This window comes from Shewanella sp. Iso12 (assembly GCF_012030025.1).
GTDB classification, from domain to species: Bacteria; Pseudomonadota; Gammaproteobacteria; order Enterobacterales; family Shewanellaceae; genus Shewanella; species Shewanella algae.
Genome location: NZ_JAAUHW010000001.1, coordinates 244,629 through 263,808 on the forward strand (window position 1 = coordinate 244,629; position 19,180 = coordinate 263,808).

Annotated in this window: 15 protein-coding genes; 3 read left to right on the top strand and 12 right to left on the bottom strand. The window is 48.1% G+C overall.

The window, feature by feature from the left end; translation table 11 throughout:
- Positions 1-214 precede the first annotated feature (214 nt).
- On the bottom strand, positions 215-1,237 hold the full coding sequence (gene sohB / locus HCX89_RS01110; protein ID WP_028781231.1) for a protease SohB: 1,023 nt from the start codon (positions 1,235-1,237) through the stop codon (positions 215-217).
- Positions 1,238-1,356: 119 nt separating this feature from the next.
- Positions 1,357-3,825: a VolA/Pla-1 family phospholipase gene (locus tag HCX89_RS01115; protein WP_167714759.1), complete on the bottom strand. Its 2,469-nt coding sequence runs from the start codon at positions 3,823-3,825 to the stop codon at positions 1,357-1,359.
- A gap of 261 nt (positions 3,826-4,086) precedes the next feature.
- Between HCX89_RS01115 and HCX89_RS01120 the strand changes: the two genes are divergently transcribed.
- Together HCX89_RS01120 and HCX89_RS01125 are read left to right on the top strand one after the other, a co-directional pair.
- On the top strand, positions 4,087-4,824 hold the full coding sequence (locus HCX89_RS01120) for a YciK family oxidoreductase (RefSeq protein WP_039033424.1): 738 nt from the start codon (positions 4,087-4,089) through the stop codon (positions 4,822-4,824).
- Between the two features lie 95 nt (positions 4,825-4,919).
- Positions 4,920-5,885: a M14 family metallocarboxypeptidase gene (locus tag HCX89_RS01125; protein ID WP_144128571.1), complete on the top strand. Its 966-nt coding sequence runs from the start codon at positions 4,920-4,922 to the stop codon at positions 5,883-5,885.
- A 351-nt stretch (positions 5,886-6,236) separates the two neighbouring features.
- On the opposite strand, the gene HCX89_RS01130 is transcribed toward HCX89_RS01125, so the two are convergent.
- Positions 6,237-6,773: a TetR/AcrR family transcriptional regulator gene (locus HCX89_RS01130; RefSeq protein WP_254428336.1), complete on the bottom strand. Its 537-nt coding sequence runs from the start codon at positions 6,771-6,773 to the stop codon at positions 6,237-6,239.
- Positions 6,774-6,855: 82 nt separating this feature from the next.
- Between HCX89_RS01130 and HCX89_RS22790 the strand changes: the two genes are divergently transcribed.
- A complete protein-coding gene (locus HCX89_RS22790) occupies positions 6,856-7,074 on the top strand; it encodes a hypothetical protein (RefSeq protein ID WP_025886786.1) in 219 nt (72 codons plus the stop codon).
- A 129-nt stretch (positions 7,075-7,203) separates the two neighbouring features.
- Here HCX89_RS22790 and HCX89_RS01135 read toward each other — a convergent pair whose 3' ends face one another.
- The 9 genes from HCX89_RS01135 to scpB form a co-directional block, all read right to left on the bottom strand.
- The gene (locus HCX89_RS01135) at positions 7,204-7,809 is read right to left on the bottom strand and encodes a hypothetical protein (protein WP_167714761.1); all 606 of its coding nucleotides are present in this window, start codon (positions 7,807-7,809) and stop codon (positions 7,204-7,206) included.
- Positions 7,810-8,015: 206 nt separating this feature from the next.
- Complete coding sequence (locus HCX89_RS01140; protein WP_167714763.1) at positions 8,016-8,651, bottom strand: hypothetical protein; 636 nt, start codon at positions 8,649-8,651, stop codon at positions 8,016-8,018.
- Between the two features lie 759 nt (positions 8,652-9,410).
- Positions 9,411-10,808 (bottom strand): leucine-rich repeat domain-containing protein, encoded by a 1,398-nt coding sequence (locus HCX89_RS01145; protein ID WP_167714765.1) that lies wholly within the window; start codon positions 10,806-10,808, stop codon positions 9,411-9,413.
- A 433-nt stretch (positions 10,809-11,241) separates the two neighbouring features.
- Complete coding sequence (locus HCX89_RS01150; RefSeq protein WP_167714767.1) at positions 11,242-12,639, bottom strand: leucine-rich repeat domain-containing protein; 1,398 nt, start codon at positions 12,637-12,639, stop codon at positions 11,242-11,244.
- A 658-nt stretch (positions 12,640-13,297) separates the two neighbouring features.
- Positions 13,298-14,287 (bottom strand): transposase, encoded by a 990-nt coding sequence (locus tag HCX89_RS01155; RefSeq protein ID WP_167714769.1) that lies wholly within the window; start codon positions 14,285-14,287, stop codon positions 13,298-13,300.
- 841 nt (positions 14,288-15,128) lie between these two features.
- Positions 15,129-15,794, bottom strand: a complete 666-nt coding sequence (locus HCX89_RS01160; RefSeq protein WP_167714771.1) for a hypothetical protein — start codon at positions 15,792-15,794, stop codon at positions 15,129-15,131.
- Positions 15,795-16,436: 642 nt separating this feature from the next.
- A complete protein-coding gene (locus tag HCX89_RS01165; RefSeq protein ID WP_167714773.1) occupies positions 16,437-17,411 on the bottom strand; it encodes a sialidase family protein in 975 nt (324 codons plus the stop codon).
- 305 nt (positions 17,412-17,716) lie between these two features.
- Positions 17,717-18,589, bottom strand: a complete 873-nt coding sequence (gene rluB, locus HCX89_RS01170) for a 23S rRNA pseudouridine(2605) synthase RluB (protein ID WP_167714776.1) — start codon at positions 18,587-18,589, stop codon at positions 17,717-17,719.
- Positions 18,590-19,180 (bottom strand): SMC-Scp complex subunit ScpB, encoded by a 591-nt coding sequence (gene scpB, locus HCX89_RS01175; protein WP_025010666.1) that lies wholly within the window; start codon positions 19,178-19,180, stop codon positions 18,590-18,592.

Genomic DNA, 19,180 nt, shown 5'->3' on the forward strand with positions numbered 1-19,180 from the left:
GCTTGCGGTCGTTTTCTCAAACTCATCCGGAGGCAGAATCAGCCAAGGTCTTAAACACATTAGGAATGCATTCGGCCAAAGTAATCCTGTGGCTGAATGGTTTTGGCAGCGACTTGAGTGACGATAACGCCGGCACGGTTTTGCCGGAAGAATAGTGACATAAAAAGCCCCGGCGTGCCGGGGTTAGATTAGCGAATGGATTAAACAGCAGGAGTTACATTGGCCGATTCTTCTCGGCCAACTTGTTGTAGCAGGCGTTGAGCATCAAAGAAGCGCTGTGGGCCAACTTGTCGGCCAGTTTCTTGCGCAGCTGATATTTTACCTTGATCACAGTGCGATCCGCGGCCAACTTCAGCAAGAGATCATCACTGGTGCCGACTTCATCTATGAGCCCCAGCTCTATGGCTTGCTGACCATACCAATGTTCACCGGTTGCCACCTTGTCCAGCTCCAGTTGCGGCCGATAACGCCCGACAAAGTCTTTGAACAGCTGATGGGTTTCTTCCAGTTCCTGTTGGAACTTGGCTCTACCCTCATCTGTGTTCTCACCGAACAGCGTCAGGGTGCGCTTGAAATCACCGGCGGTATGCTGCTCATAATCAATGTCATGCTTCTTCAGCAGCTTGTTAAAGTTCGGCAATTGGGCAACAACACCTATGGAGCCTATGATAGCAAACGGCGCGGCAATAATGCGGTCGGCGACGCAGGCCATCATATAACCGCCACTGGCAGCCACCTTATCGACACATATGGTCAGCGGCAGCCCGGCATTGCGGATCCTGTCCAGTTGGCTGGCCGCCAGGCCATAACCATGAACCATGCCGCCACCACTCTCAACGCTGGCGACTACCTCATCACCTTCCTCGGCGATTGCCAGAATGGCGCTGATCTCTTCCCGCAGTGACGCCACTTCGGCCGCTTCTATGCCACCTTTGAACTCGACGACATACACCTTGGGATCTTTTGCTTCCCCGGCATCAAGCGCCTTGTCGTGGGCCTTTTGCTCGGCCTTGAGCTGTTTCTCATAGGCCTTGAACGCCTTTTTGCCCAAAAGCTCTGCCTTGAGGTGATGCTTGAGCGATCTAAGCTCATCGCTGAGATGCGTCAGTTTCAGCTCGCCCCTGTCACTCTTTTGTTTTACCGCCGATGCCACCACAATTACCACTATGGCACCCACTGCCACCACCAAAGTGATCGCCTTGGCCAGAAATAATCCGTACTCGTATAAAAATTCCACTACAGGGTTCCTTTCACCGCGAGAAAGCACACAAAATCGCGCTATTCTAGCAGCCCTTGCATAGATAAAAAAACCCGGCATTTCGCCGGGTTTGTTACAAAAAACATATGAGTAACCGCTTAGCCACCGCAGCTTTGCAGAACGGACGAGTCGGTCACCAAAATGCTGGCACCATCTTTACCGGCAGAAGAGGCAAAAATAGACACCTGAGACTGCATTTCTGCTGTCGCCTGAGCCGCCATGCCATCGGTCACGCCCAGAACTTCGGATGGGTCAATGAGTGAGCTGTGATGCCCCTTGGCAAAGCGCACAGCGCCGCCACCAGCACTGGTCTGATCGACGCAGTTAAGCCCCAGAGTCGCAATCAAAGGCTCAGTGCCGGACAGCGGGAAGCCCGCGACAGTACCAGGCAGAACCTGATCGCCCTTGTTACCTGCACCATCACCGACGATTTCCACCAGATGAACCGGCAAACCCGTGGCCTTGAGCATGGCAGTCTGGTTGATAGGATCGGCTGACTCTATCCCGGTCTGCACCGCAAAGGCGAAGGTAGGGATAAATTCGGCGTATACCTCCTGAACCAGTGCCTCATATTCGGCCGAACCCGGCTGATATCCTTGTTTATTGGCCACGTCCACCAAGGCCTTGAAGGTATCGGAAGCCGTCACATTGGCAAACAACAGAGGTGCAAAGGTGGCTGAACCGGCGAAAGAACCCGCCAGGCCGCCGCTCGGCGCCACCAAAGATGCGCCCTTGATGCCATAGTAGTTGGGCAAGGCTGTGCCGGATGCAGGGTCTTTCAAACCTGTGCTGGCATAGGTCGCGAAGTTGGTGCCGACAATGGCGCCAAGGCTAAGCCCCTGAGCAGTTATCTGGTTATTATCAAACACCTGAGGCGCGCCCATTTCGGCCAGTTGCGCCGACATACCTGTTATCGCGGCTCTAAGCGCCAGATGATCCATGGTCGCCTGACGGAAGTTATCCCGTACCGACAGCGTGCTTTCTATGTTGACAAATACCAGCGGATTGCCGTTTTGGAAGGCATCCGGCTTGCCGACAACATTACCATAGGCAGCACCTGAGGCCGACACTTCATAGATGCCGTCACCATTGGCATCAAATGAACGGGCACCGTGCAGCGGCATATCTATGGCCACTGTAGCCACACCGGCTGCGGCATAACTACCGGCATAGGCCAGCGACATCTCTTTGCCGCCACCCAGACCATGCAGCGCTATCGTGGTAGGCCAGCCACTGGTTGGTGGCGTGAAAGGCAAGCCCTGGCTGGCATAAAATGCCGCCAGCTTAGTGGCGTTGGGCATGGAGATCAGCACAGGCACAGTTTCGTAGTTGCGAATCGCCGGAATGGGATTAAAGCGGGTCAGGTGCTTGGTGGCATCGGCCGCACTGTCATCATCCAGTTTCCACGCTTTGCCGGCCAACAAGGAAGGATTGGCCAGTGCAGCGGCGGGATCTATGTTGTAAGCCATCGCCTGGGCGGCAAAGTTCTCCTGGCTCAGAGTACCGGCCTGCAGCGCCAGCAACACAGATACCGGGCTGTCGCCCTGGGCCTGCCAATAGCCGTTAATGCCGTCACAGCTTGCCGATGAACAAGTGCCGTAAACCGGTACTTCAATGGCCGCAGTGTAGACATCGGCCAAATCCGCCAATACATAGGCTATGCCGTCAGCAGGGGTAAGCCCAGCTGCCATCGCCACTGTATAGCCGGCTGGAGTCGGAGTTTGCAACCACTTGGGCGCATAGGGTGAGCCGGGTTGCAGCATCAGCAGCTTGGTGGTTTCATAAACATCGGCCACCGACTGGGTGGTAAACAGGCCTGAATAGGTAATGCTTTCCTTGTCGACGCCATGAGCCGCCGCCATGCCCTTCTCATAACTGTTTACCAGAGTTTGCAGCATCAATTGATCGGCGGTTTCCAGCGGCGCTGTGTCGATATCCAGTTTCAACAGGCCATAGGTATAGGAAGGCGCTATCGGGCGCTCGGCCGAATCCATGATGAGTTTAGTGGTGGCATAGATATAAGACTGAGCTGGCTTAAGTGGTTTCAGTGGAACAATGACAATCTTGTTGCCGGACGCTTGAGTGATAAAGTCTTCCCCCCAAACCAGCTCTTCACCCACTTCACAGGCAGAAACCGAAGGCTTGGCCTGGCACTCGGCTTTGGAAGAAAGCGGGCCGCCGCTGACGGCTTCAAACATTCTCACCGCTCCAGGCTGGGCCACGGAAGATGCCAGCAGGCTCAGGGTATTGCCGCTGTTATCTTTGGAAGGTTCAATATCTATGGTTATCGGTTGCGTGGTTGACCAGCCATCCAGCGCGCCCAGCGCCAGCTGCGGATTGGTATAGTCACCGGAGGCTTCTCCGGGAATATTCAAGGTACCGTCTGTGGTGCCGTTGAGCAGTAGGTCGTTTGGCAAGGGAACTTCAGCTTTGGCAGGATCAAACACCAAATGGGACTCAGGGATGAGCGGCTCTGTCTTATCCTTAAGTTCGTTATAGCTGTCTTCACCACATGCTGTCAGTCCAAGTGCAGATGCGATTGCAACACCCAAAATGAGTCTTTTCATCTTTTTTCCCCAAATCTTGTTGTAATAATTTTGTTTTCCCCAAGAAATTGGTCACAATACCCCAGACACTGTGACCAGAGGAGCTGAAATCAGTCCTCAGCTCGTCTCAAGTTAACGTAAAAATATTGAGTTAGCTACATTTTTGTCACAGTTGCACGCAACGAAAAGTAACAATGAACAGTCATTTGTTTTAAACAGATGTATACCGCTGTAGTGAGTCGAGTATTGGCGGGCTTTAGCGCGAAGAGGAAACAACTCCCCATGTTGGAATATCAAGCAGCAAAAGATCTTCTCAAGGGCAAAACTATTCTGGTAACCGGTGCCGGCGACGGCATTGGCAAAACCGCAGCCAAGACCTATGCCGCCCATGGCGCCACAGTGATCCTGCTGGGCAAAACGGTCAAGAAGCTGGAAGCCGTTTACGATGAAATTGAAGCCGCCGGTGGCCCGACTCCAGCGATTGTGCCTCTGGATCTCAAGGGCGCCAGCGAACAAAACTACCGCGACATGGCCGAAACCATAGAGCAGCAATTCGGCAAGCTCGATGGCCTGCTGCATAATGCCAGCCTGTTGGGCGCTTTGGGGCCATTTGAACATATTGATATTCAGTCACTGGAAGATCTGCTCAAGGTCAATGTGGTGGCGGAAGTGATGATGACCAAGGCACTGTTGCCTGTGATGCGCAAGGCCGAGCACGCCTCAATTATTTTTACCTCCAGCAGTGTTGGCCGTAAGGGCCGCGCTTACTGGGGCCCATATGCCTTCTCCAAGTTTGCTACCGAAGGCATGATGCAGGTGCTGGCTCATGAATGTGAAGGCACCCAGGTGCGCGCCAACAGTATCAATCCGGGAGCAACCCGCACCGGCATGCGCGCCAAGGCTTATCCGGCAGAGAACCCTCTGGATCTCAAGACGCCAGAGCAGATAATGCCCGTTTATCTATATCTGATGGGCGACGACAGCCTGCAGGAAAACGGTCAGGCCTTTAACGCCCAGTAACATTTTCCTCAAGAATAAACGCAGTCCAATGGGCTGCGTTTTGCTATTCATACGCCATTCATACACGTTTTATAAAAGAAATAAGGAGGCAATCCATGAGTCAAGAATACCCTATAGGCACTCCAGGTACTCCCTGGGGAGAGGCCGAAAAATCCGCCTGGCGCGCCACCCAAATCATCAAACGCAGCTACCGTGAACAGGTACTCGACAAAATCGATTCCCTCAAGACAGCTTTTGAATGCCGCCGGTACGGCGCCTTAAGTTATGACCCGGAACGTTATCCCCTGCTCGCCCTGCAGAGTAAATCGCCACAGGCAGATAAGCCCTGGGTATTGGTCACTGGCGGGATCCACGGTTATGAAACCAGTGGCGTTCAAGGTGCGCTGCAGTTTCTTGAGCAGGAAGCCGAACGTTATCAAGCGGATTTCAATCTCCTGGTCGTCCCCTGTGTCAGCCCTTGGGGATACGAAGTCATCAACCGTTGGAATCCTTTGGCTATCGATCCCAATCGTTCCTTCTTTGAACCCAGCCCGGCGGAAGAGTCTGCCGCATTGATGGCTCTGGTTGCTAGCCACGGCGCCCCTTTCCTGGCTCATATCGATCTGCATGAAACCACAGACACGGATGAAACCGAGTTTCGCCCGGCGCTGGCGGCCCGCGATGGCAAAATCATAGCTCCCGGCGAGATCCCGGACGGTTTTTATGTGGTAGATGATGAAGCCATGCCGCAACCTGAATTCCAACGAGCCATTATCGAAGCGGTCGCCAAAGTGACCCATATCGCTCCGGCCGACAAAGACGGCAATATCATCGGCTCTCCTGTGGTCGACCACGGCGTTATCCGTTATCCGCTCAAGCAGCTTGGTCTATGTGCCTCGGTTACCAATGCCCCATACACCTGCACCACAGAAGTCTACCCGGACAGCCCGCAGGCAAGCGATGAACAGTGCAATGCCGCCCAGGTAGCCGCGGTTTGTGGCGCGCTGGATTATCTAAGGAAGGTGCGAATAAGTCCTCGTGGCACTCTGGCTTGCACAGCAATTGGCGTTCAAGGCATCTGACTGAAGGCATGCCGGGGCCTGTCGAAGTCGGATAACGCTGAGAGCCGGTTGCTGTGAAAGCCCCGAAGGGCGTGGCTTACAGGCCTGCCTGCTGTGTTGTGCTTCTTGCAAAGGACTAGGGCCATTTGCTGCGAACCACGCCTTGCATCCAGGCCCGTAAGCCGACGCAGAGCACACATGGGACTTGTTCGCACCTTCCCTAAAGCGAACCCGGAATTAAGTTTTCAGGATTGAAGCTTGAGCCTTGAAACTTAAGTCTTGAGGCTCAAATAACTAGACCCGGCACTAAGCTTTGTGCCCCAGTGCCGGCTCTTAATTAACTTATTTTCCTCGCCTTTTGGCGATGTGACCTCACAGCAACGCCAGTTTGGCACTAAGACGCTTCACCATGGTATCTGCATCGGGATTCGGCGCATTCAACCCTTCAACCAAGGTCATAAAATAGCAATCCATCATAATGGTTGCCCTCACTGCATCATACTGAGGCGCACCGGTAAACAGCAGCTCTTTGAACTGGCGGATCTGCTCATCAAAGAAAGCTCCTTGCCAGATTAAGCCTTGCAGCAAGGTTTTACTGAACTCCACATGCTGCAAATAGAATCCGTATAAATGCCTGGCATAATGCTGCATCTTCAACTTAGGCTGCTCAAAGTCATCGTTGCTCTGCGCCTCGCTGATAACCCCGGCGATAAGCTCCAACATCAACGCCTTCAACAACTCTTCTTTATTGCTGAAGTGGCTAAACAAGGTGCCATTGGCAATCCCTGCTGCTTTGGCAATATCGCGGGTCGATGTCGCTTCAAAACCTTGCTCGATAAACAGCTCCCATGCGCATTGGCAGATGCGCTCGCGGGTTTGGCGTTTTTTAGGGGTCATATCTGCAGTCAAAAGTGAACCTTTTACTTGTAATTGAGCGTGCTCAATAAATATAATGAGCGCGCTCAATTTTATTTATACCAAGGTAAATCACATGAAATCAGTCGTTAAGATTCTAACACTCGCAGTAGGCTATGTCTTATACATCCCCTTTATCTGCTTCTATTCGTATATCTTGGGGCCGATACTGAAAGCCGTCCTGATACCCGGTGGACTAGTGCTTATTGCGCTTATGATGGGCCCCAAGGCGGCCTGGCAGGAGTGGAATAGTGCCAGGCAGCCGCAAAACAGCCCCCAGTCAAAGCAGGAGTGATGCCGCTCATCGCGAGTCAGCAAACAACAAGCCCCGGCAAAATCAAGAAGTAAGTCAGTCTTTCAACTTTCACTCTTCTGATGCTGGGGCCGGTGTAGGTTGTAGTGCATATAACGGAGACAAATTACTTTAGGGGAGGTTTACACAGTCGGAAACTTTGACAAAGTTAAGTGTATCGACCTTGAGTTTTTTAAAAACCTTAACAATCTTCTCGTGAACCATGACATGAGGAAAGTCAGAGTATTCAGGCATAAATACCAAACGTTCATTTTCGGGTATAGTTTGCATCTTTTGCTTGCAGAGAGAGTATCGTTTTATTGCATACTCGTCTTCACCTGGCTTGTAGTTGTTAATCAAGCACTCTTCAGGGTTCAAAACATCCATATACTCAAAAATATTGAATACCCAAAAGCCTTCATGATAATTTTGCTCGTCGTCGACAATCACAGCTGGGTATAACTGAAAAAACTCATTGTCTACCTCACCAAGCTCCCGTTTGATCTCGTCATCAATAATAGGGTAGTTAATTGCCATATGCGCTTTTTTAATTGGTCGCTTAACCCCTTTTGCAAGGTCCTCATCCCGATAGCCATTTTTAAAAAACATAGGATCACCGGCCGTTAATTTCGTGAACTCATAATGTCTCATGGCAGAACGCATTTCTGGGCTAAGGTATAGGGTTTCCTCATCGTGGTTCAGGGAAAGAATATAATACTGCTCGTTGTATGGGTTCATCTACCTTCTCTTTGGAATTATTTCGAATTTACACAAGTGGTCTTTTCAGTTTTTCTTTAAAATCATTACTATGAACGAAATAAAAAATCATCTCTCATTGCCGGCATTCATGTTCCAATAGCGTTGACAACCAAATTATAGTAGTTCTGGACACTTAACCGGCAAAAGTAAATCGCTCAGCCCCCTTTCAGCTGTATTTCCCGTTCTTATGTCCCGGGTTTTCTCAGGCTCCACTCAATCAGCTTGGCTCTGATCAGGCGTTGCGAAAACTGCTGGGGATCAAGAACCCAGTTGGTGGCGATTTCCCGAACGTTCGCGTCATCAGGATAACCTCCCCCTATAGACAAACCGTTAATATGGCAACGCTTGGCCGCTTGAACCTCAGCCTCTGTAGGTTCACCCGCCGAAATGTGGCTTTGGTCATATTCATGCAGCCCATCATGATACACGGCGTATTTTCTTGTTACCTGACCGTCTTCCGCCATAAACCAAAAATTGTATATACCGCCCTGATGGTCGCCAAAGCCATAGGTTTTCCCAAATTTCTGGCTTAACCTAGCGGCGAATTCTGAAAGGTTGCGTAGGCATTCATCCAGCATCTCCATACTGTCCCTGCGGCCATACTGCCGGAACGGCAAGCCCCAACCGCCAAGGTAGATAAGCCCATCAAGATCCGCGACAACCAGGTGTGAAGTTTTCCAGATAAACTTCAGATCGTCTGCAGACCCCAAATCACCGATGGACTTGATATCCGCTTCCCCCTTCAGATGTTCAACTATTCCATCTAGGTCGCGGCTTTCTACGACCAACCAAATCATATTGCGATACATCGAAACGCTCATTTCTATTCCCTTAAATATCTGGCGAATGCAATTTCAGTAGTCCACGGATTCTAGTGGCTCAACAATGAGCCGGGACAGTAACAAAACCCAAAAACAAAACCAAGACAATAAACAAAATCCAGACCCATAGTTTTCGACAAATTGTTGACTCCTTGCCTAGGTTTCAATGGTTTGTTAGGTATCAAGGACTCTTCGCAACTGATTGATGATAGCGGGCGCATCATCCGCAATAACAAGGTGGCCACACGGCAGCCAGCAGGACGACCTGTCCTTTTGAACCGTTTAATATTCCCACCGACAATGGGGTGCGACTTCACCTATATCAGGGCTTCTTGGTCCCCTTGCAGCTATGACAATGCTCTATAAAACCAGAGTTACAACCACCTCCAACATCGATGAAGGCAAGGGGCTACCCATTGCCAGAAGCTATTTAGCTGAATTCCCAAGGCTCCATGCTCTCCCTCACCCATCGAACCCTATTCGATCTTCATTGTGCTTGGGAACTCGACTTTGTACCCACTTCAATAGCCGAGAAACCTTCACTGGAGTTGAAAGATGATCTTCCTCAAGTGGAAACCTCTGCCGTTCTGTAACATTGGCAACTAACGCCCTCACCCGGCTTATATCGGGTGTTTCCATTGTTCCTGGCTATATTGTTCCTGTGCCCTACTAAAGCAGTGGCTGTAGATTACATACCACACATATAATCACACACGCCCTCATTATTGGGTGATTGCGTTTCATCACTAACTCCTAAACTTAGAATGCTCGTCTTTGCTCGTGGGTTAGGCTCTGATAAAAAGGAGTATTGTAAGCTCTTTTTCGCACAGAAGAATAAGACGCTAATACTTCTGGAGAAATAGCTTCAATAGGGTTATCAGAAAAATCAATTCTCCTAAGGTTATTCCCAGGCTTCAATTTTGGCAAAGTCATTAAACGATTGAATGAAACATCGACTGCTTTTAGCCAGGGCATCTCAGCAATCACACTGATATCATCCAAGTCGTTTTCACGAACAAATAAGCCTTCTAAATTAGGCAGTGATACTACTGACGAAATATCAACAGTCCCATTATTCGTTAAGTTTACTTTTACAAGACTGGGTAATTTATCAATACCATCTAATGTAGGTAGATCAACGTCTGAGCCAAATAATTCTTTCAGACTTGGTAAGTTAGCCATATTTTCCAGTATATTATCTTCGATATGGAGAAAAGAAAGGTCTGTTAACTTAGGCAGATTACTAATTTTCGGTAGGCTACCTTTTTTTACGTCATAGATCGAAATCTTTTCTAAATTTTTAGGAAGTGCTAAACCATTAAATCTTGAGTCCTTCATTCCATCAATATTCAATTCACACAACTTATCTAAATTGTGTACAGTGGCAATGTTCTTGTAACCTGGACTTTTTAACCTAAGCTTCTCCAAATTTTTCAAAGAACCTACATCAATGTTTAAAGATGACAAATCTATGGATAAGAACTTTAGCGACTTTATTTTATTGATACCGTTAAAACTACTCGAGTTAACCACATAACTAATCAACACATCGAGATTTACTTGTTTTTCTAAGTTACTAATAAGGCGTATCTCCTCACCACTAATCAATAATTTATTAAGGCACCCAGATTGAGGTAGAATAATATGTCTAACATTATCTACTGCTGAAATGCTGAGTCGTTCCAATTGATAAAACTGGCTTAAATCCATTTTATCATTAATAAACATTGACCGTCTTAAATGAACATAACGAGCATCCACAATAGCTGATAAAAACTCTGGAGGTATAGTTGTGTTTTTCTCTGATACAACGTTTACTGCTTTGCCATGTTGGTCTAAAAGCACGGCAATGCGAGATAGCGAGCCCGAGCCTCCAAAATGTTCATTTCTTCCTTCGATTGAAGGAACCAGATGATCATTTTGCCTTTCACGGCGCTCTGATGGAAGATCCCCGAGCTCTCCTGTTAGGCCATTGACAAAGAAACTTAGTTTTCCATATTCAGGTTTAAAATTTTGCTTTATCTTTTGCACTACGGGCGAAGCTTGGATAATCGCTGCCGCTTTCTCTTCGGGAGACAACGCCAATACTTGCCCTACCACCAGTAACCATAATCCAAGTATGGCTGTCAACGAGCCCACATGTTTTTGTTTTATCACTATTTGTTCTCCATCAATCGATTCTGAGTATAATTGAGGATACGAAATCTCGGGTGATTCCATATTCTACACAGGTGAAATTCTTGCTCACTCGGTTCTGCTGGCGCAAATAAGTCAGTATTCAACAATTGAGCAATAGACATGACCTCAATGTTTACTCATTCATTCTCCAATAAATGAACTGAGATAAAGCACTTACCATGTCAAGTCAAGTAATAAAAACCGCCGAAGGCAGTTTTTTATTGTTAATTACCTTTCCTCAAAATGCCAACGATAATAATGTGTAGCATTGTGGTCAAACCAATAATAAATACATAATCAAGCAAGCTATTGACCCCATCCGATAAAGCAACGGTGGTAGATTACATACCACACATATAATCACACACGTCCTCATTATTGGATGATTGCGTTTCATCACTAACTCCTAAACTTAGAATGCTCGTCTTTGCTCGTGGGTTAGGCTCTTATAAAAAGGAGTATTGTAAGCACTTTTTCGCACAGAAGAGTAAGACGCTAATACCTCTGGAGAAATGGCTTCAATAGGATTGTCAGAAAAATCGATGCTCTTAAGCTTGCTTTCTAACTTCAATTTAGGTAGAGCCCGTAAGCGATTATATGAAACATCGATGTCTTTTAGCCAGGGCATCTCAGCAATCACATTGACATCATCCAGAACGTTTTCACTAACAAATAAGCCTTCTAATTTAGACAGTGATGCTACTGACGAAATATCAATAGTCTCATTATTATTTAAGTTCACAGTGACAAGGCTGGGTAGTTTTTCAATACCATCTAATGTAGGTAGCTCAATACCTGCGCCAAATAATTCTTTCAGGTTTGGTAGATTATCCATATTTTCCAATATATTATCTTCAACAGAACGAAAAGAAACACTTTTTAATTTAGGGAGGTGACTGATTTTAGGAAAACTACCTTTTTTTATGTTAAACATCCAAATTTCTTCTAAGTTCTTAGGCAGAATCACGTCTTTAACTTTCGGATCATTCATTCTACGTATACTTAGCTCACGCAAATGTTCCAACTTATTAATAGTGGAGATATTTTTGTATTCCGGCATAGTTAACCTAGCGCTCTCCAAATTCATTAAGGAACCGATATCAAGTTCAGATCCTGACAAATCTATTGACAAGTACTTTAGAGACTGACTTCCGTCAACAATATCGAATCCATCAAAATTTACTACGGAGCTAATTAACACATTAAGACGAGTTTGCTTTTCAACATTCAAAACACTCTCCAGATTAGCTTGATCAATCCTTAACTTAGCTAAATTTCCAGCTTCTGGTAGAACTATATGTTTTGTCGTGTCTACAGCTATAATTGCAAGTCTCTCTAGATTACCAAACTGACTTAAATCAAGCGTACCGTCTAAAAACTGCACTCCCCACAGAAGCATATACCGAGTGTTGGCAACAGCCTTTATAAATTCAGTTGTTAATTTGGTGTTACCCTCAACGACAACATTTATAGCTTTTCCTTGTTGATCAAGAAGCACAGCAATACGGGACAGCGAGCCAGTTCCACCAAAAATTTCATTACTTCCTATTATTGCAGGAATAAAGGCGTCATTACGTCTTTCATGCTGCTCCGAAGGTAGCGGGCCGATTTTCCCTGTGAGTCCTTCAACAAAAAAATATAGCGAGCCATATTCAGACTTAAAACCTCTTTGAATATTTTGTGCTGCAGGCGAAGCTTGGATAATTGCTGTCGCTTTCTCTTCGGGAGACAACGCCAATACTTGCCCTACTACCAGTAACCATAATCCAAGTATGACTGTCAACGAGCCCACATGTTTTTGTTTTATCACTATTTTCTCCATCAATCGATTCTGAGTATAATTTGGGCGTAAAATGAAAAGGACGCAAAATGAAGATACCCATAATTCTTGGTAGATTATTGGCTCCTTGTCTAAATAACTGATCCTATTTTTGCTACATCTTGCTGAACCCTTGTGGCGCAAGAGTTTCCGGATATGCGCTCCTGAAGCCCAGCTCATCAGGCTTGGTGTTCTAACTGCGTCAAGTTACCATTTGGAGACGATATCGGTGCAGTATTCTACTGTTTGGAACAGTTATTTAGGCTTGAATGGAGCCTTTGAAAAGGAAAGGATACAATACCGAGGCCAAGATATACTCAAGTAAGTCTTGAGTCTCCCCTTCTATCACTGCATTTATAAAGCACTTCCCCTTTGGGCCCAGCAATATACAAGCAATATACAAGCAATATACAGGACATCCTAAACACTTTCCAACAAACATGCAGCCAAATATGCAGGACCCCCTAAACACTTTCTGAGCAGCAAGGAAGTACACTGCAGGGGGCAGTATCTGATAAATAACGACAGTTTTATGGAAATGAGACTCTCTGAGATGAGTAATCTGCGTGCTTCATACAAAAACTGCGATTGCCAGGCAGGCCAACGGCAGGCTTAAGCCTGTTGCTGCAAAATCACCAACGGTTTAAGGTTAATAGGGGTGTATTGCTTGGCTTTGTTGCTTACCCCGGCACCATTTACCACCATATTTGGCCTTCATGGCACACATCGCATCCCATCGGCCACTCATGCCACTGTACTGACGGCGAAACTCCTTGGCGGAAGTTATCCAGGCATCGTCACTGATACCAAGCTCAAGCAATAGTTTGGGCCTGGAACAGGCAATAAAGCCACGCTTGTCTTCCCGCACCGCCCGGCCTGTCCAATCAATCAGCTCCAGATAGTCGGCAAAGTGAAACGGAATGCCGCTTTGTTCGGTGGCAGTGGCTGCACCATCAAATTGCAGCAGTGGCTTAAGTGAAGTGTTGGCGGTTGCAGGCTCAGCAACTTCTTCTATGCGCTCCTGAATGGATGTGTAATCCGAAGTTTGCAGCGAATCTGCAATACCGGCGCGAATGGGATTTAAATCCACATACATCATGCAGGCCAGCAGCGCCTGTTCATCGAGCAGCGCCTGCGACTTAAAGCGCCCTTCCCAGAATACGCCCTTGCAGCCATCTTCTCGATTGGCCTTGCGGGCGATATCTTCGTTTAAACAGCGCATAAACCAACTGATACTGCCAAGGCGTTCCTGCCAATCGCTAATCAGCGTATCCAACTGTATTCGTTCACCGTCTGAGAGACTATCGCCCTTAAGGAACTTTGCCGCCACAGGATTGCCGCTAAAGAGCAATGTCCAACGCTCAATGACTTCAAATGGCGACAACGATTGTTGCGTAGCAAGGTCGATTTTGAGCACCAAATGGTAGTGATTATTCATGACCGCATAAGCGCAAACGTCGATGCAGAATATTGACGACAACTGCCTGATTCTATCCACTATCCAGCCACGTCTATGCTCGTAACTGCGCCCCGACTGTGCATCTTCACCACACAAAAATGCCCTTCTAACGCAACGGTTAATCACGTGGTAAAAGGGCGTACTTTCAGCGTCTATCAACTGACGGCGGGCTGTAGTCATAACCAACCTCGACTGAGCTTTGATGGGTATTTCAAAGCCTAGTCAAGGCTGGGCGAAACATCAAAAAGGTATGGCTGTCCTATCTTTTCGTGGGCGACGGGGTGTGGTCATAACCAACCTCGACTGAGCTTTGATGATTATTTCAAAGCCTAGTCAAGGCTGTGTGAAACATCAAAAAGATTTGGCTGTCCTGTATTTGAGGGCGAAACATCAAAAAGATATGGCTGTCCTGTATTTCTTTTCACCACACAAAAATGCCCTTCTCACGCAACGGTTAATCACGTGGTAAAAGGGCGTACTTTCAGCATCTATCAACTGGCGACGGGCAGTGGTCATAACCAACCTCGACTGAGCTTTGATGGGTATTTCAAAGCCTAGTCAAGCCTGGGCGAAACATCAAAAAGATATGGCTGTCCTGTTTTCCTGGCACAAAAATGCCCTTCTCACGCAACGGTTAATCACGTGGTAAAAGGGTGTACTTTCAGCATCTATCAACTGACGACGGGCTGTGGTCATGGCCAACCTCGACTGAGCTTTGATGGGTATTTCAAAGCCTAGTCAAGCCTGGGCGAAACATCAAAAAGATATGGCTGTCCTGTATTCTAGCTTTGATGGGTATTTCAAAGCCTAGTCAAGCCTGGGCGAAACATCAAAAAGATATGGCTGTCCTGTATTCTGTCGTATTTTTTTCCTTGCTGTCCTGTATTCCTTGCTCGAATTATGAGGGGATCCTCCAGCGCCTCGTTAAGAGGCAAATAATATGTTGGCTAAAATAAGCGACGCAGGAGCAAAAGCCAACTGTTATTTGTCCTACTTTAACGACTTGTTATGTGTAGATTTATTAAGGATTCTCAGCGTATGAAAACTTACAAACCAATTGAAGTTTATCGTTAGGTGACTCAAACTGTTTCGCCTCTGGAGTTACTATCATTTCACCAGTATACTTTGCAATGATGAAGCTCTCGCTCAAATGCTCTTTTTGTCCAAAAACCCAAGATTCGAGGGTTAAATATGTTGTGCTATTTAATTTAAACGAATTTAAATGAAAGGCTGCTTGAATACCGTAATGTCTGTAAGTGGAATTATGGCACCAACCAATTCCTTCTTTTGACCAAATATCCTGCTTGGTAATATTCAAGGAGCCGTCACTATTTATTTCGTTATCTTCTATAACCCTATAGTATGATTTATCTCCGCTACAGCCTATAAGTCCCTCGAGGACAACTTCAGGAGTACCGTTATTATCAATGTCAAATTTTGAATATTTTAAAAAATTATTTGTAAGGTTATAATGACCTTTTACTTTGTTCCACTTCGTGAAGTCATAATCCCCCCCAGAAGCTTTAATCGCAGAGTGAAAGTTAGCCTCTTTATCACTAAGAAGATTTTTATATACACTTGCACAAACTTTTTCATCGTTGTCTTCATTTAGTACAACATGTTGGGCATATGTGAATGTTGAAACTACCAATGTTATTGGTAGTAATATATTGCAATAAGACTTCATAATTTCTCTATAAAATTAGACCTAATTTAGAGCACTAGACTGCTGATACACATAACAGCTGTATAGGCGCATGCGCGTTTCAGTCCTCGGAGGAGTGTAGACGCGTATTGCTATCTGTTTGTATTAGCTGGATATAATTCAATTTAGTCCAATATCCCTTGCAGCTAAACGCGCAGGCGCGGTTTCTAAACCTACTATCTACCAGCTGCATTTTTTAACATTTTGAATTTGATGGTATTTTTTATAATGTTACAGAAATAACGCGCAAACTTACCTTAAAATTTCCCAAACAGCATCTTGCGGCTATATGCCCCCGGCAACCCCATAACTACCGCACGGCTCCAAACTCTGCTCGTCCCTACATTCCGCTGAGCACGGAAAAATACCACTGCCGCCGACTTTGAGCCGCTGAGCTTAAGGAAGCGCTAAAGCTAAGCGGTTGAATTAGTTATACAATACCCAGTACTGAATGTGAAAACAATTAGCCAAAGGTCAAGTTTTTGACAAAGGCCACAAAACCCTGATTTGGCTGATTTTTGCAATAGAATTGACTGACTTTGAAATCTAAAGCGATTTTCCCTGTTACTAAACCTGATTAAGTCGCACTGGCTGGTGTCGAGCAGACTGGTATTGGTTGGTACTTTAACCTTTGAGCCCGATACGGGCGAAATAGATGGCGGTTTTGCCCTCATGGCTTGAGTAGTACACCAGCTTGAGTTCATCGTCGTCCAGCTCGATACCGGCGTAACTGGTATCGCCGCCGGATGGCAGGGTTAAGAGCTCGGTGACCTGGGCTGTGGTGCTATCGATTTCCACCAGCGAGGTGCGCACCTTATTGTCATAGAGGCGCACCACGGCCAGCAGGCGGTCGTTATAGAAAAAGGCGACCGGACCACCGATACGGCAACTGAGCTGCTGCCAGTGCCAGGTTTTGAAAGGTGCCTTGGCCTTGCCGAGCAGGCCGGTTTCTTGTGCGTCCCACACAGGATCGCGCCTTAGCAGGCAAAGCGCTTCTGTGTTTGAAGAGGATTGAGCAGAGCAAGTCTGCTCGCCGCCCCGAAACACTCGAAACAGCAGTGATGATTCATTGACATAGCCGTCATTTTGCAAGGGGGCCACCCAGGGCGTAAATTGCAGTTTACCAGTTTGTGATGCTTGCAAGCGCTCACTGCGATAGAGCCTGACATCACCATCGGCGCCTGGGCGATAACCCACGCCGTAGAGGCCATCTTCAGCTTCGGTCACCCGCCAGAGCCAGTATCCGGTATCGGCGACTTTTTCGGGGGCCGACCAGTTGATGCCATCCAGCGAGTGCCACATCAAAGACTGCAGCGGCGCCTTGCCATGTTTGGAGGCTGCGCCAAAAAGCCATAAACGGCCGGCATGGGCAAGCAGTTTGCCGTCGCGCAGATCGCCAAGCTCGCTTTGAATAAGCGCCTCGGCTTGCCAGCTTTGGCCATCGTCGGTGGATTTAAGCACTCTCAGCGCACCATCATCAGACACATGGGCCTGGCCCTCCCGAAAGACGCAGTAGAGCGCTCCCTGCCAGCGGCATAGATCGCAAAAGGCGTTGTGTTCGCCTTGGTCCCAAATTTTTGTGTGTGAGATCAGCTGCATGCCTTGGCTCCCTGAGTTGCTGTTCCTTTATCTTATACCATTACTGAACTGCGCCAAGGTAAGTGGACTTTTTACGGTAAAAAGTGATGGCGAAAAACTTTGGTAAAAAGCTATGGCAAAAACAACGACAAAAACTACGCAAAAACTATGCAAAAAAGCGGCGAGAAACAGTGGCAAAAAGCTAAGAAAAACAGCAACAAAAAAGGCCGCCGCGGCGACCTTTCATTGCATTGGAATCACATCTTTAGATGGGATTAGATAGGCTATCGACAAGCTGTAACACACTGCCGAAAGCCTTGGCAGTATCAGTTGCGCTGCCGGGTTGGCTTGGGCTTACCCGCCGCTGTCTTGTGTTTACGCACTGCGCGGCGCACCTTGGCACTGCGCACCTTGTTACGGGCCACGCTGTGTTTGTCGGCACCCAGCATGGAGCGGGTTTCCGGATCCATGCCCGCCAATTGGCGCAGGTAGTTGACCTGCTCCAGCGGCAGTTCGACCCAGCCGCCACGAGGCAGGCTCTTGGGCAGTTCTATCATGCCGTAACGCACCCGAATAAGGCGGCTCACCTGCACTTCCTGGGATTCCCACAGACGACGCACTTCACGGTTGCGCCCTTCGCGCAGGGTAACGTGCCACCATTGGTTGATGCCTTCGCCACCGGCGGCCTTGATGTGGTCAAACTGGGCCGGGCCATCCTCCAGCATAACGCCGCTGCGCAGACGCTGCAGCGCCGCTTCCGGCACTTCACCGAAAGTACGCACGGCGTACTCACGCTCCACTTCATTGGAGGGGTGCATCAGGCGGTTGGCCAGTTCACCATCAGAGGTGAACAGCAACAAACCCGAGGTGTTGATATCCAAACGTCCCACTGCAACCCAGCGGCTGTCGCGGGTGCGGGGCAGACGATCGAATACTGTGGGCCGGCCTTCGGGATCTTTGCGCGAGCAGATCTCCCCTTCCGGCTTGTGGTAGGCCAGTACCCGGCAGATCACATCATCGGCAGATTTCAGCGATACCGCACGGCCATCGATACGTACCTTGGCGTCGGCTTCGATGCGATCACCCAGTTTGGCGATTTCTCCGTCAATACTCACGCGACCTGCAGCAATCCATGCCTCCATCTCACGACGGGAGCCATGGCCTGCACGGGCCAAGACTTTCTGCAATTTTTCGCTCATTCAAGTTGACTCTTCTAAGGGTTCCGGCGGTGTTTTCATCCCCGAAAATACCGCCTCTAATGATTCGGCGTCAGACAGAGGCGGCAGATCCGCTATGCTGTCCAGACCGAAGTATGCCAGAAACTCTGTAGTGGTGGCGTATAACGAAGGCCTTCCCGGCACCTCTTTGTGCCCCACAACGCGGATCCAGCGTCTGTCTGTTAAATTCTTGATAATCTGGCTGCCGACAGCCACCCCTCTGACCAGCTCAATTTCGCCGCGGGTCACAGGCTGACGGTAGGCGATAACCGCCAGGGTTTCCAATGTTGCCCTGGAGTACTTGGGCGCCTGCTCCTGCCACAGAGGTTGCAGCAAGGGGCTGAGGCTGTCGCGGGTCTGAAACCGATAACCACCGGCAACCTTGACCAGTTGTACTCCGCGTTCCTGATAATCCAGGGTCAATTCATCCACCGCAGCGCGAATACGCTCGCGGGAGACACTGAAATCGGCCAGCACGGTTTCCCTCAGCGCCTTCAAGGTCATGGGCTTGGCCAGCACAAACAGGCTGGCTTCGATCAGTTGTTTCAGCTGAAGGTCGTTAATCTTCGCCAA